This is a genomic window from Neobacillus vireti (assembly GCF_036962465.1).
In the GTDB taxonomy this organism is placed as follows: domain Bacteria; phylum Bacillota; class Bacilli; order Bacillales; family Cytobacillaceae; genus Neobacillus; species Neobacillus vireti_B.
Genome location: NZ_JBALNF010000045.1, coordinates 1 through 16,707, shown reverse-complemented (window position 1 = coordinate 16,707; position 16,707 = coordinate 1). Strand labels below are relative to the sequence as shown.

The following is a 16,707-nucleotide window of genomic DNA, read 5'->3' as shown; positions in this document are numbered from 1 at the left end:
TCTAAGTTAAAACCTTACTTCGGGGAGTTTTAAGAACAGTAAAGATGTTTAAAAGTTAGTGGCTGTGGGAGCCGCCTTCCTGATTTGTAAACGGTTTTATTGTTCCTCATTGCTGCTCTGGTGGTTCAAAAACAAGATGACTTTTTAGGGGGGATACCATGAAGGCGATAAAGAGAGAGAAATCAGATTTAAAATTGGCACTGGTCCTGCTATTTCCAAGTATCTTTTTAGTACTGCTGCTTGTTGCCTATCCGATGATATCTAATATTCAAATCAGCTTTTTAAATCTGCCGATCAATCCGAGGCTGAATGCCACTTTTGTAGGGTTGAAGCATTACACAGACATTTTAACTGACGTGGCGTTTCTTAAATCACTAGGTATAACGCTTTTATATATGATACTTGCCGTAGCCGGAAGTACAGCACTGGGATTAGGTGTGGCTATCTTCTTTAACCGGCCATTCAAATTCCGAAAGCTCGCACGTTCATTGATCATCTTATCCTATGTTACTCCATCTATTTCTTTAGTGTTTGCATGGAAGTACATGTTTAATAACAGCTATGGTGTCATTAATTATTTGGGTGTAGATGTCCTTGGGCTTTTTGACAAGGCGCCGCTTTGGTTCGATAAACCAGTGAGCAGTTTTATCCTTGTTGTGTTATTTGCCATCTGGAGATACTTTCCTTACGCTTTTATTTCTTTCTTGGCGATACTTCAAACCATTGATTCTAGTATTTATGAAGCGGCTGAAATTGATGGGGCATCTGCCTGGAACAAATTTAAAATCGTTACTCTTCCAGCGATTATGCCGGTGTTAATCACCGTTATTACACTTCGTTCGATCTGGTTGTTCTATATGTTCACCGATGTTTATCTGCTGACAAACAAAGTGAACATACTAGGTATTTACCTGTATAAAACGGCATTTGCCTTCAATGACCTTGGTAAAGCTGCTTCAATTTCAGTCATTCTGTTTATTATTCTTTCTATTGTAATTTTAGCAACACGAAAGCGGGTGAAATACTAATGGCGATGGCAAGTACCAAAAAGGTAAAGACAGTTAGGAAAGTAGGCTTTTATACGGGACTGATTGCGCTATTAATCGTTAGTTTATTTCCTTTCTTTGTCATGCTGATGACATCCTTTAAATCGTCGAAGGAAGCGGTGTCTACCAGTCCGACCATGCTGCCAAAGGATTGGACATTAAAGCATTATATCGACATTTTTAATCCGGATATTTTTCCGTTTCTGTCTTATTTTAAAAACAGTTTAGCCGTTTCCCTTACGGCATCTTTAATCGCGGTATTCATTGGGATATTCGGTGCGTATGCCTTGTCGAGGCTGAAGTTTACCGGTAGAACAACCATTAATGCAAGCTTCTATACCGTGTATATGTTCTCCGGGATTTTGCTTGTTGTACCGTTGTTCAAAATCATTTCAGGTCTGGGCCTATACGATACCAAAACAGCGCTTGTGATAACAATGATTGTTCAGACCTTACCGACTGCGATCTTTATGTTAAAAAGTTACTTTGATACGATTCCAGATGATCTGGAGGAAGCAGCTTCAATCGATGGTTTAAACCGAATTCAGATTATCTTCTATATTATTATTCCATTATCGGTATCTGGGATTATCTCTGTGTTTGTTTATTCGTTTATGGTTTCTTGGAACGATTACTTGTTTGCTTCGATTTTCTTATCAGATTCAGTTAACTTCACCCTGCCAATCGGATTAAACACATTGTTCAGTACCCCTGATTATGTTTGGGGAAGGATGATGGCAGCGTCACTTATTACGGCCTTACCAGTTGTCATCATGTATGCTCTTTCTGACCACTTCATTAAGGGCGGTGCGACAGAAGGCGGCGTTAAAGGGTAAAAGCTTAACCAGTGGGGGCGCTTTCCCCGTTTACATCATACTAATCGAAAGAGGTTGTTACTATGAAAAAACTTATTGCTGCTGCACCAAGAGTCGCTGCGTTAGTGGAATATGAAGATCGTGCGTTACAAGCAAATGAAGTAAGAATTGATGTTGAGTTTGCTTCGCCAAAACATGGTACAGAGGTTATAGACTTCCGTGGGATCACGCCGTTTATCGATGAATATTTCGATGAAGAGTGGCGCATGTTCATGCCTCGTGAAGAAGGAGCAGCACCTGGAATTGTCTTCGGAGAATTCCAGCTTGGAAACATGGTTGTCGGTAAAATTGTCGAAAAAGGCAATGAGGTAACCGATTATGAAATCGGCGAAACAGTCTGTACGTATGGTCCCATCATGGAAACAGTCATTGCCAATGCAGTCGATAACCACCGCCTGCTCAAGATGCCAGAAGGTGCAAAATGGCAAAATGCGGTTTGCTACGATCCGGCTCAGTTTGCGTTAAGTGGAGTCCGTGATGCCAATGTTCGTGCTGGAGATTATGTCGTTGTTGTCGGATTAGGTGCGATTGGTCAAATAGCGATTCAGCTCGCAAAAAAAGCAGGAGCAAGCATCGTTATTGGGGTAGATCCTTTAGAAAAGCGCCGTGACATCGCCCTAAGGAATGGTGCCGATTTCTGCTTGGATTCAATCTCTACGGATGTAGGGTATGAAGTGAAAAAGCTAACGAACAAGCTTGGGGCTGATTCCATTATTGAAACAAGCGGAAATGTTGCAGCCCTTCAGTCTGCGTTAAAGGGAATCGCCTATGGCGGAATTATCTCCTATGTTGCTTTTACTAAGCCATTCCCTGAGGGCTTGAATTTAGGAAGGGAAGCTCATTTCAATAATGCCAAGATTGTCTTCTCACGTGCGGCGAGTGAACCAAATCCAGATTATCCTCGCTGGAATCGTAAGCGAATTGAAGCGACTTGCTGGGAATTATTAATGAACGGTTATTTAAATTGTGTCGACATCATTGATCCGGTTGTCCGCTTCGAAGAGAGTGCTGAGTCCTATATGGAATACATCGATAAGCACCCTGAGTTAAGCATTAAAATGGGAATCGAGTATAAAAAGTAAACACGTATAGCCGTCCTGATTTGGACGGCTTCTGAATACACCCTAGGAGGAATCGGTAATGAAAATTGGCACACAGAACCAGGCATTTTTTCCAGCGGATATTAAGGGAAAGTTTCGTTATCTCAAGGAAGTAGGATTTGACGGCTTTGAAATCGACGGAAAGCTGTTGGTTGACCATTTAGAAGAGGTAAAGGAAGCAATCGCCGAAACAGGAATCCCGGTTACTACTGCCTGTGGGGGATATAATGGCTGGATTGGTGATTTTATTGAAGAGCGCAGGGAGAATGGATTGGCGGAAATTAAACAAATCCTCGAAGCGCTCCAGCAGGTAGGCGGAAAGGGAATCGTCGTGCCGGCAGCTTGGGGGATGTTTACGTATCGACTCCCGCCGATGCAGTCTCCGCGCAGCCAAGAGGGTGATCGCAAGGCGGTAACGAATTCTCTCCTTTATTTGGAAAAGGTGGCGGAAGAAACAGGGACAACGATTTTCCTTGAGCCATTGAATCGTTACCAAGATCATATGATTAATACGTTGGCCGATGCCCGAAGCTATATTGAAGAAAACAAGTTGAAGCATGTAAAAATCATTGCGGATTTTTATCATATGAATATCGAAGAGGACGGCATCTCAGAAGCTTTACACGAAAACGGTGACTTAATTGGCCATATCCATTTAGCCGATAATCATCGTTATCAGCCAGGCAGCGGCTCGATTGACTTTAAGAAACACTTTGACCAGCTAAAAGAGGATGGCTATGACGGATTTCTGACACTTGAATGCCGAATCCGTGGAAATGATCCTGAAGCTGAATACAAACAGGCATTAGCACATCTAAGAGAAGCATCACGTTAAAGGAGGCTGCAGTACGTTGAAAAAGAAAGTGGCCATCATTGGAGCCGGACAGGTAGCGGAAAAAGTTCATGTCTCCTATTATCAAACACGCGAGGAACTAGAATTGGCTGCCGTTGTTGGTCCTAATCCGGAACGGGTGAAGGACTTTGCCGAGCGCAATGGCATCCCCCAATACTTTACGAATGCTGAAGAAATGTTGGCTGCTATAAAGCCGGATATCGTCAGTGTCTGTACACCGAATCGCTTCCATTGTGAGAATGTTCTACTTGCCATCGCCTATGGCTGCGATGTCATCTGTGAAAAACCACCGGCAATATCGGCTGCGGAAGCAAAACAGATGCGGGATGCAGCGGAGGCGAATGGTTGTCTGCTCGCTTACGATTTTCACCATCGCTTTGCTGACGATGTGACCATTCTACATGATAAGGTGAAGGAAGGAATGCTCGGGGATGTTTATGTAACGAAGGTAAAGGCCTTACGTCGCTGCGGGATTCCTGGCTGGGGCAGTTTTACAGATAAGGAAGTCCAAGGGGGCGGCCCGCTGATTGATCTGGGAGCACATATGCTTGATGCTGCCCTATATGTACTCGGATTTCCAAAAATTAAGCGTGTGTCAGCGAAAATGTACCAAAAGATTGGGACGAAAAAATCAAAAGGCACATTGGGTGAATGGGACCCGAACAAATATGAGGTTGAGGATTCCTTATTTGGTTTTATTGAGCTTGAAGGCGGGGGGTTGCTACAGCTTGAAACCTCTTTTGCCTTAAATATTAAGGATACTTCGATCATGAACGTAGAATTTTGCGGCGACGAGGCTGGTGCAACTCTTTTTCCAGCACAGATCTATACTGATGAAGGCGGCGAGCTTGTCTATCTTTTGGATAGAGAAACGGCTGACGCTGACCGTCATCCAAAAAGTATGGAAGCCTTTGTTGATCGATGCTTAGGAAAAGACAGAATGGTCGCCGACGGAAGGCAAGGCTACGTGATCCAACAGCTTATCGAAGCATTGTATCAATCTGCTGAAAAAGGGGAAAGTGTAACCCTATGAATAAAAAACGGGGAATATATGAACATGGATTTGATGTACATTATCTAAATAAGTATTCGAGTTTGCTAACATTGGGAAATGGTTACTTAGGTATCCGCGGTACTCATGAGGAGGACTATACTGGTCAAACCCGAGGTATGTATGTAGCAGGGATCTACAATAAGGCGACAGCCAATGAACCTTCAGAACTGGTCAATTTACCAGACATTACAGGTATCGTGATTGAAATCGACGGACAGCCGTTTTCCTTGCTTGATGGTGAGGTCCTTTCGTACGAACGATCGCTTCAGTTCGAAACTGGAGAATTGCGGCGGGAAGTAGTCTGGAAGAGTAAAACAGGTGCCCGCTATCAGCTTTTGTTGCAGCGCTTTGTTGCCAAGCATGACTTGCATGTTGTTGCATCTAAATTAACACTTATCAGTTTAGATCAGCCGGCCGCTGTCAAAATTGTAACCGGAATCGATGCTCAGCAAACAAACTTCGGAAAACAGCATTTAATCGAGGAAAGTGTCCGAGTATATAATGAGGAAATCATTCAGGGAATTTATAAAACGACGGAATCAGGCGTAAGGGTGGCGATTGGTTCAAGCTTCCATGCACCTGAAAATAGCAAGAAGACATTCTCAGCGAAAAACCGCCAGCTGCTGGCTGCCATTTCACAGGAAGTGGCGAAGGATGAACCATTCGTGTTTGAAAAAATCAGTACGGTTTATACTTCATATGAATGTGATTGTCTGGAAACGGTTAGTTTAGAGGCGGTTCATGCGAATGCCTCACAACGCTATGAGGATTTATTAGACACATCGGCTGCGAAATGGAAAGAGTTTTGGAAAGAGAAGCGGGTGACCATCACATCGGCTGAGGAGTTTGATCAGACAGCGATGGATTTTGCACTCTACCATATAGAGATTATGACCCCGTCCCATGATCATCGCTTTAGTATCGGAGCTAAAGGTCTTACCGGAGAAGGGTATAAAGGACATGTTTTCTGGGATACGGAAATTTTTCTTGCTCCGTTCCATCTTTACACCGAGCCGGAAACGGCGAAAAAGCTGTTACTGTATCGTTACAAGCATTTACGGGAGGCACAGGAAAAGGCTTTGCAAAATGGTTATCAGGGAGCTTTATTCCCATGGGAAAGCGCCTTTACAGGTAAAGAGGAAACACCAGAGTATGCGGCCATCAATATTCGGACCGGGACTCGCCAAAAGGTGGCTTCCGCCGTTGCTGAGCACCATATCGTTGCTGACATCGCCTTCGCTGTTGTTCAGTATTACGAGAATACGATGGATGAAGAGTTTATGAAAAATGAAGGCCTTGCTCTGCTTAAAGAAACAGCGCGCTTTTGGATCAGTCGAACCGTGGATGAAGACGGAAAGCTTTCAATCCACGATGTAATCGGGCCGGACGAGTATACGGAGCACATCGATAACAATACGTATACGAATTACATGGCCTATTACAATGTAGAACAAGCCCTTTATTTTATGGGACAGTATGGAGATGTGGAACCATCATTCGCCGAGCAGGGACAGGATTTTCTCAAGCGCTTGTATTTGCCGAAGCCAAATGACGACCTGATTATTCCACAGGACGATACTTTCTTAACGAAACCAGCGATTGACTTGACTCCTTATAAACAAAAACAGGGTAGCCAAGCAATTCTACTAGATTACTCACGCCAGGAAGTTAATGAAATGCAGATCCTTAAGCAGGCTGATGTTGTCATGCTGCTCTATCTGTTCCCAGATTTGTTTTCTAATGAAGTGGTAAGCAAGAACCTCTTCTATTACGAGAGCCATACGATTCATGACTCTTCTCTGAGCAAGGCGATCCACGCGATTGTCGCTGCCCGCTGTGATGATGATGAAGCGGCATACCGCTTTTTCCAGGAAGCTTGTTTAATTGATTTAGGCCCGAATCCACATTCATCCGATGAAGGAGTGCATGCGGCATCACTAGGGGCCATTTGGCTGGCGGTGATTTTTGGTTTCGCAAATTTGAAAATAGGTTTGGATCAGCTGGCTTTAGATCCTAAGCTACCGGAAAACTGGACCGAGCTTAAGTTCCCGCTATATTACCAAGGGAGAACGCTGGAATTCAAGCTGACAAAACAAGTATGCGAGATTACTAAACTTTCAGGACCTGAATTGGAAATTAATATAAATGGTGACGCATTCAAGCTGTGTGACCGGCTTGAAGTGCCGATGACGAACTAAAAGGGGTGGAATGATGGAGAACAAACGGATTGAGGCAGTTGTGTTTGATTTAGACGGAGTGATCACGGATACAGCCCATTTTCACTACCTTGCCTGGAAGAAGATGGCCGAAGAGCTCAATATCTTTATTGATGAAGAGTTTAATGAACGGTTAAAAGGGGTCAGCAGGATGGATTCCCTTGAGTTGATTTTACAGGAAGGAAATCGCCAAAATGACTTTAGTCTTGCTCAGAAGGAAGAGATGGCGGCTAAGAAGAACGCCCATTACTGTGAATTTTTAAAAGAATTAACACCAGACGATATATTGCCGGGCATCCCGGAATTGATTGCTGCTATTAAGGAAGAGGGACTTCCGATAGGACTTGCTTCCGTTTCGAAGAATGCTGGAACAGTATTAAAGGCATTACAGCTTGAAGAGGCTTTTGATTATGTGGCGGATGCGGCGAAGATTAGTAAATCCAAGCCAGATCCAGAAATCTTTTTAACGGCCTGCAAAGGACTTGGCGCCGAACCTGAGTTTTCAATTGGAATCGAGGATGCGCAAGCCGGGATCGAAGCGATTAAAGCGAGCGGAATGTTTGCCGTCGCTGTTGGCCGGAACCTTGTTAATGCAGATTACAAGGTTGATAGAACGGCAGAGCTTCAATGGGGAAAAATAAAGGCAGAGTATTAATAGATTTTAATTTAACGCTGTAGGCATGGTCTACAGCCTTTTTATAAAAAGGCTTAGGAGATGAAGAAGTGATGATCCTTACGAAAATTGAAGAGAAACTGAAGAGTATTTATAAAGATGAGTATCAGGAAAGCTTTTTGGATCAGTTTCGGAAGTTAATTGATCAATGGGAGAAGGAAAAATGGGACAAGATTGACGCTCCTTCTGAGAAAAATGTTTATTTAATCACGTATGGTGACAGTATTTTCGAGCAGGGGAAACCGACGTTAGAAACATTGCATCAATTTTTAAAAAAGGAAGTTCAGGATACGATCACCGATGTTCATTTGCTGCCAATGTTCCCTTACACGTCTGATGATGGTTTTTCCGTTGTCGATTATAACGAAATTAACCCGGAGTTAGGGAAATGGGACCATATCAAAAACCTGGCTAGTGATTACAGGCTGATGTACGATTTTGTCGCCAATCATATTTCTAAATCAAGTGAGTGGTTTCAAGGCTACCTCAATGGAGAGGAAAAATACCAGGAATATTTCATTTCGAAGGACCCGGAGTTTAACATCGAAAATGTCATTCGCCCAAGAACTTCACCGCTTTTCCATGGGTATGAGGGGAAGGACGGGATGAAGACGGCTTGGACTACCTTCAGTGAGGACCAAGTGGATTTGAACTTCCGCCATTTCCCTGTTCTGCTTGAAACAACGGAGATTTTATTATCCTATGCACAAAAAGGAGCGTCTAGCATTCGTTTGGATGCCATCGGGTTCATCTGGAAGGAGTCAGGCACCTCTTCCATGCATTTACCGGAAGCCCATGCGATCATTCAACTTTGGCGCGATGTGTTAAATTATTTCAAGCCGAATACGCAGATTATAACGGAAACGAATGTACCGCATCAGGAGAACATCAGCTATTTTGGCGATGGGACCAATGAAGCAAATATGGTTTATCAGTTTTCCCTGCCGCCGCTTGTCCTGCATACGATGACTACTCATGATGCGACGAAACTGTCTTCCTGGGCGAAGACGATTGGAAAGGTGTCAGATGAGGCGACGTACTTTAATTTCCTAGCCAGCCATGACGGAATTGGCATGCGTCCAACAGAAGGAATTTTAACGGAAGAGGAGAAACAAAGATTAGTAGATAAGGTTATTGAAAACGGCGGAAGAATCTCGTATAAAACGAATACGGATGGCAGCCAGTCCGTCTATGAAATGAATATCAATTATTCCGACGCATTAATTAATAAGGGAGAAGATGACACAGAAGAATTAGCGGTGAAAAAGATGCTGGCAGCTCACTCGATTCTATTATCAGTGATAGGTGTACCGGCGATTTACTATCACTCTTTACTAGGTTCAGAAAATGATTATGAAGGTCTAGAAGCTTCAGGGATCAATCGCCGCATCAACCGTGAAAAGCTGGAGATTGGTGAGATTACGAGAGAACTAGTAGAAAATCCACGGCGCAAAGGCATCTTCCAAGGCTTAAGGAAGATGATTTCGATCCGCCAGCAGCAAAGCGCCTTCTCGCCGTATGCACCGCAAACAGTGGTAGACCTTGGTTCAAACCTTTTTGCTTTGAAGCGTCGCAATGAAACCTCTGGGGAAGAAGTTTTCTTCATCGTCAATGTTGATTCCCAACCGGCAGTCGCGGAAATTGGCATCAAGGGTCGTGACCTGTTAACAGGTAGAGAGGTCGATTCTCGAATTACACTAGAGCCGTATCAATTTGTATGGGTAAGGTGAGGTACATGAATTTTTTAATTGCGGCAGATTCCTTCAAGGATTCACTTTCGTCATTCGAAATAGGGAGATGTGTGGAAAAAGGGATTTTACAGGCCAAACCCGATGCTCAGGTTGTAATTTCCCCCATGGCTGACGGTGGAGAGGGGACGATTGATGCACTCCTTTATAGTGGAAAAGGGCAAGAGATCGAAGTACAAGTCCATTCTCCTCTCATGGAAAAAATAAAGACCAGCTATCTTGTTTTTAAGAAAGACAAAGAAGAGGTCGTTTTTATTGAATGTGCGAGAAGCAGCGGTCTGCCTCTTGTTCCAGTGGCGTTACGAAATCCCATGGTTACCAACACCCATGGGTTTGGTGAGCAGATTAAGGATGCGATTAACAAGGGTTATCGCCACTTCATCCTTTCACTGGGAGGCAGTGCCACGAACGACGGCGGGGTCGGAATGCTCCAGGCATTAGGATGGGAGTTCTTTGACGAAAAAGGGGTGCTGATCGGATCAGAGGGAAATCCGTTATTACAGGTAGCTTCATTTTCGGAACGGAATGTATTGCCGGAGGTGGCTGAATGTACCTTTACCGCAGCCAGTGATGTGACGAATCCATTTTTTGGACCGAAGGGTGCGGCCCATATTTTTGGTAAGCAAAAAGGGGCCAGTCAGGATGAGATTGTTGTTTTAGATGGGGCATTGCAACGGTTTTCTGCTTTGATAAAGAAGGCTTATGATGTGGATGTTCAGGAAATTGCCGGAGCTGGCGCTGCAGGTGGTCTAGGCGGAGCCATTATCGGTCCGTTGAAGGGAACGATTCGTTCCGGGGTCGAGCTGGTAATTGAGTTAACCGGCTTAGAGGAAAAAGTAAAGTCCTCTGATATCGTCATTACTGGAGAAGGAAGTCTTGATAACCAATCGATGATGGGGAAGGTTCCGTTTGGAATCGCCAAGCTTGCGCGGAAATATGGTAAACCTGTCATTGGTATTGCTGGAAGAATTGATACGAATCTTGAAGAAGTAGATAAATACTTCAACGGTGTTTTTTCAATTCAAACTGAATGTCGTTCCCTAGAAGAAGCGCTTGGACCTGAGATAACTGCCCTGCAGCTAGAGATAACCGCCCGGCAATTGGTAAAAACGATGGTATTGCTATAACTATTAAAATATGAAAGATGGAAGGAATGAAAAAGATGAAATACCGAAGATTAGGAAGAACAGGTTTAAAAGTTAGTGAGATCAGCTTAGGCAGCTGGCTTACATATGGTAATGCGACGGAAAGTGATAGTGCTATTTCTATAATTGATACAGCTTATAATCTTGGGATAAACTCATTCGATACGGCAAATATGTATGCGCGGGGAGAAGCTGAAAAAATCGTGGGGCAAGCTTTAAGAAAATATCCCCGAGAATCGTACGTTCTAGCTACTAAGGTATTTGGTAAAATGGGGGAGGGCCCAAATGATGGCGGATTATCCCGTAAGCACATTTTTGAGCAGCTTCATGCAAGCTTGAAGCGCCTTCAGCTGGACTATGTGGATATTTACTATTGCCACCGCTTTGACCCTGAAACTCCTATAGATGAGACATTAAGGGCCATAGATGACCTTGTACGCCAGGGGAAAGTTCTCTATGTTGGAGTGAGTGAATGGACTGCACAGCAAATTCAGGAAGCTCTTGGAACGGCGGATAAGTATTTATTAGATCGAATCGTAGTTAACCAACCGAACTACAGTATGTTACATCGTAACATTGAGAAAGAAATAATTCCGCTTGGCGAGAAAAATGGCATCGGTCAGATTGTATTTTCCCCGCTCGCTCAAGGTGTCTTAACTGGCAAGTATAAAAGAGGACAACAGGCTCCGGCTGGAAGCAGGGCAGCCGACGATAACTCTAATATGTTCATGGACAGGCTTTTACAAGATGATGTTCTTGTAAAAGTTGAACAGTTGGAGAAGTTGGCCAAACAAATGGATGTATCTATTTCACATCTTGCTCTTGCCTGGATTTTACGTCAGCCCAATGTTGCAAGTGCATTAATTGGAGCAAGCAGGCCTGAACAGGTTGAACAAAATGTAAAAGCTGTAGATGTAAGCCTTCCTGGTGAAATTATAGAAAAAATAGAGATTATTTTAGCATGAAGATTTTTCTGAGGGAGTTAGTAACGGTACTTCAACACCGTTTTCCTCTAAGGCTTGGACGAGCTGCTGATGTTGTTTTATAGCGAGCTCAGTATCGATATTTTCTTTTAAAAATTGTTTTTGATTTTCATTAATCGGCTCACGTATCGTCATATAGGTGGGTGAGCATAAAATCACTTTTTTTAAGGTGTCGTATTCACTAAAACAGGAACTCTTTAGCATTTGGTTCTCCTCCATAAACGAAATTACTTTATCCCATTCCCGTCAGATGATAGAGTAAACGATGAATAGAATATATAAGACAGGCCGTATATGGAGTATGGCCTTCTATTAGTAACAGGCCGCGACCCAAATGGAGGAGGAGCAGTGTTGATGATTCCTAAAAAAACCTTACATATTTTAAATGGACAAGCCATGTATCAATCCTACAAAGAGACTGGGTTTCTAAAACAGGAATGGATGGTCCCGTTTAATGAGGCCATGTGTTATGGAGGCACGTGTGAAAATCTGTTTTCACGAGAATTTATTGAAATGCGGAAGAAGGTTCATCATGTAACAGCTGAACAATATATGGGGCACACGCTAAAGCTGTTGCAGCCTCTCTTAAAAAAAGAATTCTCTCAATTAGAATTATGGTTTGATGCCGACATGTTCTGTCAAATCAATCTCCTAACCCTTCTTGCTTGGTTAGACAAGGCAGATTATAAGGAGGCTATCGATATTCATTTAGTTGGGGAGCGGTTTGAACCTGTTAGCCATTTTACCATAAAGGCGAAAGGATATTATTCTATTTACAAGCAGGTTTTGATTGAGAAAGCAATGCCAGAGGCTATTCTTCCAGCCCCAATTAAGAAGGGGATTGAACTATATTTGGGTTATCTAAATAAAGATAGTGATCTTATGCAATATATCCAAATGCACCAAAATGTTCCTGAAAAACAACTGGTGGCAGCACTTATCCAGGAGTTCGCCCAGTATGGGTTAGGGGATACACAATATTATGAAATTGTAAGAAAGCAGCGTCAACCAAAATAAATATATAAAAACTTGAAAATTTTAAATGGTCAAAATCGATTATTTCGATTAAGATAAATACCAGAAATAGTAAAACAGATAAGTGAGGTATTTATCATGAAAAAGTTTTTCAAGGCAGGAATTCCTTTTGTGCTTTTAGTAGGTTTTACTTTTGGCGCTGCAGGGGAGTCCGAAGCAGCAACTAAGATTGTGACTTTCAAAAATTGTACAGAATTAAATAAGGTTTACAAAGGCGGAGTAGCTCGTTCAGCTTCTGTAAAAAATAAGGGTGGTAAGACTTATTACAAACCCTTTGCTTCACAAGCTCTTTATGATGCAAATAGAAAGAGCGACAGAGATAGAGATTTAATCGCATGTGAGCGATAAAAATAAAAGGGAAGATTCTAAAACAATAGAATCCTCCCTTTTCTACTTCATTGATGGTATAAATGGTGCCTGTCACCGTTCCTCATCTTCTCACCGTACTAATCTTGCCCTCGCCGGGGCACTGCGGTCTTACCCCAAGTAGACAAGGTCTTTCAGTTCATCCGTTGATAGCTCTGTGAGCCAGTTTTCACTGGTGATGATTTGGTCGTTTAGGAATTGCTTTTTCTCAAGCATGGCATCAATCTTCTCTTCGAGTGTCCCGGTACAGATTAACTTATGGACATGGACGAATCTCGATTGGCCAATCCGGTAAGCACGGTCGGTTGCCTGGTTTTCAACAGCCGGATTCCACCAGCGGTCGTAGTGAATAACATGATTGGCGGCCGTTAGGTTTAACCCGGTTCCACCCGCCTTCAATGACAACAGGAACACAGGGAACTCCTGATTTTGGAACCGTTCAATCATCGTATCACGCTGCATTTTCGGGACGCTTCCGTTCAGGAACGGCACCTCAATAGCAAACTTTTTCTTCAAAGTACTGCGGATCATCTCGCCCATTTCAATATACTGGGTAAAAATCAAGCAGCTCTCGCCTTGATCCAAGACTGCATCAACCAGTTCAACCAGTTTCTCCATCTTATTCGAGCGGTCGAGCAGCTCGCGGCCGACTGCCTGTTCCTTTAAATAGAGAGCAGGATGGTTACATAGCTGCTTCAAACGAGTCAGCATCTGTAAGATTAACCCTTTACGTTCAAAGCCGGACAACTTCTCAATCTCCGCAAACGTATCGTGAATCAGCTGCTCATACAAGGATGCCTGCTCTGCAGTAAGCGGGCAGTACTCCTTCTGCTCCAGCTTATCAGGAAGATTAAGGGCAACCTCTTCATCCTTTTTCGTCCGACGGAGCAGGAATGGACGAATCAATGATTGAAGCTGTTGGACTTTTTCCTTCTTTTCATCCTTTTCAATCGGGATGACGAACTTCTTCTGGAACTGCCCTAAGCTGCCAAGATAACCGTGGTTAGTGAAATCGAAAATCGACCATAATTCGGAAAGGCGGTTCTCCATCGGAGTTCCGGTCAAGGCGATATGGTGATGGCCGCGCAGTCGCCGTACGGCCTTCGATTGTTTTGTTTGAGCATTCTTAATGTTTTGCGCTTCATCAATAGCAATGGAACTCCAAACCATCGATTCAAACTCTTCCGAATCGAGATGGCTCAACCCATAGGAAGTCAACACAACATCGGCATCCTGGACACGTTCTGAAAAGTCTTCTTCTTTAAGACGATTCGAACCATAATGAAGATACACCTTCATCTCCGGTGCAAACCGCTCTAATTCCTTCTGCCAGTTCCCCAACACAGACGTTGGGCAAATAATCAGCGCCGACTTCGTAGGAACCTTCGCTTTAGGAGCAGAGTCTGCAACACCAGCCGTTTTCTTCTCCTTGGTAGTGCTAATGGTGTCAGGCACCACCTCGTTTTTTACCTTCAATAGGTAGGAAATGAGCTGGACGGTTTTACCGAGACCCATGTCGTCGGCGAGGACGGCGCCGAAGCCGAATTGCCGCAGGAACCAAAGCCAGCTCATGCCGAGCTGCTGGTAAGGTCGGAGCTCGCCGTTCAATCCTTCAGGTACCGTCTCAAGCGGTATCTCATGGACCTCTGACAGCATCTTGACCATCTGTTTCCATTGGCGGTTCAGTTCAATTTGAATTTTTGCAAATGCCTTTGGATTTTCTAATTCTTCTTCCGTATCTGTTGAATCGACCAGTTCCTGCTCCAGCAAATCACGGACATGCAGGCCTTCTTTTTCAGCCCGTTTCATCAAATCCTGAATCTGCCGAATAAACTGCGGGTCGAGCTTCACCCAGCGGCCGCGGATAAACACCAATCGCCGCTTCTCCTCGACGAGCTTCCCAAACTCATCTTCTGATAAATCCACACCGTTCATCGAAAAGCGCCAATTGAAATCAAGCATCGCCTGCAGTCCCACGAAAGACGGCCGATGGCTGGATGATCCTTTCAGTGATGCCTTTACCTTCAGGTTGGCATTCTTCATCGCCTGCCACCACGAAGGAAGAAGGATTTCAACATCGAGTGCGACCAAGGTTTCACTTGCATCGGTTAAAAACATCCAGGCCTCTTCCTCGGTAAGGTGGGTCTTAAAAAAGCCATCCTCCTCCAGCCATGGAATTAACCGGGCCCAGCGGATCCGCTCTTGATCGACCTTATCTAAAAATGGCTGCCACCTCGCAGGAATCTTTCTAACTCCTTCGACATCATAGATTTCATCAGTATTTTTCTTGCTGCGCAAAAATACATCCAGAATCCAGGCACCCTCGCCATCCAAAGGTTCATCAAGCCGGAGTCCAATCGTAAACGGCGTGTCGCTGTCCTTAATGCCAACCCATTCGAGCCAGCTTTCTTCATCAAAATAGCGGGCGAGCTCGACACCCGAAATATTTTGTTTTCTTAACAGCTCCAGCTTTGGACCGAAAAGCTCTTTCATTGCAGCATTTCTGGTTAAATAAGCATCGAGTGCGCCATTATATAAATCAGAAATATAGTCTTTGGTTGTGCCGAGCGTATCCTCGCTGCTGACTAAAGAATCGGTGTCTTCCTCGATGGATTGTTCCCAAAAAGAAGAGTCAAATTCGTCCTTGACCCGTTCCGGCAGCTTCCAGCGGAAGTCGCCATGCTCCCACACGGAGAAATCCGGAAGCCAATCCTTTTCGACAATCCCTTCATAAAGGGTCAGTGCGGAAGCAAGACAAATCTCAGATTGCTCATTCCAGTCCCAATCAATAAAACGATTGAAGGACTCTTTGGCGAACAACGATACGAGCTGCCAGCCGCTTACAACAATTCCGTCGACATCGTTCACCGTTTCTGTTTCGAGAAGAGTGCCGAAGAAGCTTTCTTCATGGCTGCTAAAAACAAGGTTTTTCCACCTGAACGGATTCATATAGGAACCTTTTTCGTCCTGGGCCGTCAATAGAAAGCGGCCATCCCCTAATTTAGTTGTCAGTAATTTGATAAACCTGTTTTTAAGCATATAATGTACCCCTTTAATTAGAACCCTTATTATAGTAATGTCCATGCATATTGCTTGGGACATCAGAAGATGGTCTATTAAAAAATTCACCTATAAAAATCCATATTCCTATATTATAACCAAAAATTTGAACTTAGAGGAGTAAGGAGCATGAAGTGTTTATATTTCATTGTTTTCAAGGGGGGAAGATGGAATAATAAGGGCTTTTATAGTGTGATCTGCCTTTGGATGGCAACTGCCGAATGCTGAGGGGGTTATAATGACCAAATGAAAGAACCTTTAGCAAAATAAGTAAAGATGGGATAGATGCAGCAATTCTTTTTTATCCAGTTAAAATGCATTATCACTATATAATACATGTCTAGTAGCTATAACCATAAAAACTAACTACTTTAAAAGAGATGAAATTTTTATTTTAAAAATAGTTGACTTATAGGTAAAGAGTTTGTTATATTAATATGCGTCGCTAAGGCAGAAAGGTTAACTTTAAAAAACAGTTGACTTTTACAAAATAAAATCATATAATTGATTTTGCTGTCGCTGATTAAAGCGATGAATTGTTCTTTGAAAACTA

General features: G+C 43.4%; 14 protein-coding genes. 12 read left to right on the top strand and 2 right to left on the bottom strand.

Annotated features, from left to right (window positions below; all coding sequences use genetic code 11):
* The first annotated feature begins 158 nt into the window (after window positions 1-158).
* From V7077_RS18950 to V7077_RS18905, 10 genes are all read left to right on the top strand, one after another.
* Window positions 159-1,028 (top strand): carbohydrate ABC transporter permease, encoded by an 870-nt coding sequence (locus V7077_RS18950; protein ID WP_335504768.1) that lies wholly within the window; start codon window positions 159-161, stop codon window positions 1,026-1,028.
* Window positions 1,029-1,033: 5 nt separating this feature from the next.
* Window positions 1,034-1,882 carry a carbohydrate ABC transporter permease gene (locus V7077_RS18945; protein ID WP_420489678.1) on the top strand — a complete coding sequence of 283 codons (849 nt, stop codon included), beginning with the start codon at window positions 1,034-1,036 and terminating at the stop codon, window positions 1,880-1,882.
* A 62-nt stretch (window positions 1,883-1,944) separates the two neighbouring features.
* Window positions 1,945-3,003 (top strand): zinc-dependent alcohol dehydrogenase, encoded by a 1,059-nt coding sequence (locus tag V7077_RS18940; RefSeq protein ID WP_335504764.1) that lies wholly within the window; start codon window positions 1,945-1,947, stop codon window positions 3,001-3,003.
* Between the two features lie 58 nt (window positions 3,004-3,061).
* On the top strand, window positions 3,062-3,856 hold the full coding sequence (locus tag V7077_RS18935; RefSeq protein ID WP_335504762.1) for a sugar phosphate isomerase/epimerase family protein: 795 nt from the start codon (window positions 3,062-3,064) through the stop codon (window positions 3,854-3,856).
* Window positions 3,857-3,872: 16 nt separating this feature from the next.
* Complete coding sequence (locus V7077_RS18930) at window positions 3,873-4,907, top strand: Gfo/Idh/MocA family protein (protein ID WP_335504761.1); 1,035 nt, start codon at window positions 3,873-3,875, stop codon at window positions 4,905-4,907.
* A complete protein-coding gene (locus tag V7077_RS18925) occupies window positions 4,904-7,126 on the top strand; it encodes a glycoside hydrolase family 65 protein (RefSeq protein ID WP_335504760.1) in 2,223 nt (740 codons plus the stop codon). The genes V7077_RS18930 and V7077_RS18925 overlap by 4 nt, the downstream gene beginning before the upstream one ends.
* A 13-nt stretch (window positions 7,127-7,139) precedes the next feature.
* Window positions 7,140-7,799, top strand: a complete 660-nt coding sequence (gene pgmB, locus V7077_RS18920; protein ID WP_335504816.1) for a beta-phosphoglucomutase — start codon at window positions 7,140-7,142, stop codon at window positions 7,797-7,799.
* A 71-nt stretch (window positions 7,800-7,870) separates the two neighbouring features.
* Window positions 7,871-9,547: a sugar phosphorylase gene (locus V7077_RS18915; protein WP_335504815.1), complete on the top strand. Its 1,677-nt coding sequence runs from the start codon at window positions 7,871-7,873 to the stop codon at window positions 9,545-9,547.
* Window positions 9,548-9,552: 5 nt separating this feature from the next.
* A complete protein-coding gene (locus V7077_RS18910; protein WP_335504759.1) occupies window positions 9,553-10,692 on the top strand; it encodes a glycerate kinase family protein in 1,140 nt (379 codons plus the stop codon).
* A 35-nt stretch (window positions 10,693-10,727) separates the two neighbouring features.
* Window positions 10,728-11,675, top strand: coding sequence for an aldo/keto reductase family protein (locus tag V7077_RS18905; protein ID WP_335504813.1), 948 nt, complete (start codon window positions 10,728-10,730; stop codon window positions 11,673-11,675).
* On the opposite strand, the gene V7077_RS18900 is transcribed toward V7077_RS18905, so the two are convergent.
* The gene (locus V7077_RS18900; protein WP_335504757.1) at window positions 11,667-11,897 is read right to left on the bottom strand and encodes a hypothetical protein; all 231 of its coding nucleotides are present in this window, start codon (window positions 11,895-11,897) and stop codon (window positions 11,667-11,669) included. The genes V7077_RS18905 and V7077_RS18900 overlap by 9 nt on opposite strands.
* A gap of 147 nt (window positions 11,898-12,044) precedes the next feature.
* Here V7077_RS18900 and V7077_RS18895 point away from each other — a divergent pair, with 147 nt between their 5' ends.
* The gene (locus tag V7077_RS18895) at window positions 12,045-12,710 is read left to right on the top strand and encodes an AraC family transcriptional regulator (RefSeq protein ID WP_335504755.1); all 666 of its coding nucleotides are present in this window, start codon (window positions 12,045-12,047) and stop codon (window positions 12,708-12,710) included.
* A gap of 96 nt (window positions 12,711-12,806) precedes the next feature.
* On the top strand, window positions 12,807-13,076 hold the full coding sequence (locus tag V7077_RS18890) for an excalibur calcium-binding domain-containing protein (RefSeq protein WP_335504753.1): 270 nt from the start codon (window positions 12,807-12,809) through the stop codon (window positions 13,074-13,076).
* Between the two features lie 129 nt (window positions 13,077-13,205).
* On the opposite strand, the gene V7077_RS18885 is transcribed toward V7077_RS18890, so the two are convergent.
* Window positions 13,206-16,133: a DEAD/DEAH box helicase gene (locus tag V7077_RS18885; protein WP_335504751.1), complete on the bottom strand. Its 2,928-nt coding sequence runs from the start codon at window positions 16,131-16,133 to the stop codon at window positions 13,206-13,208.
* Between the last annotated feature and the right edge of the window lie 574 nt (window positions 16,134-16,707).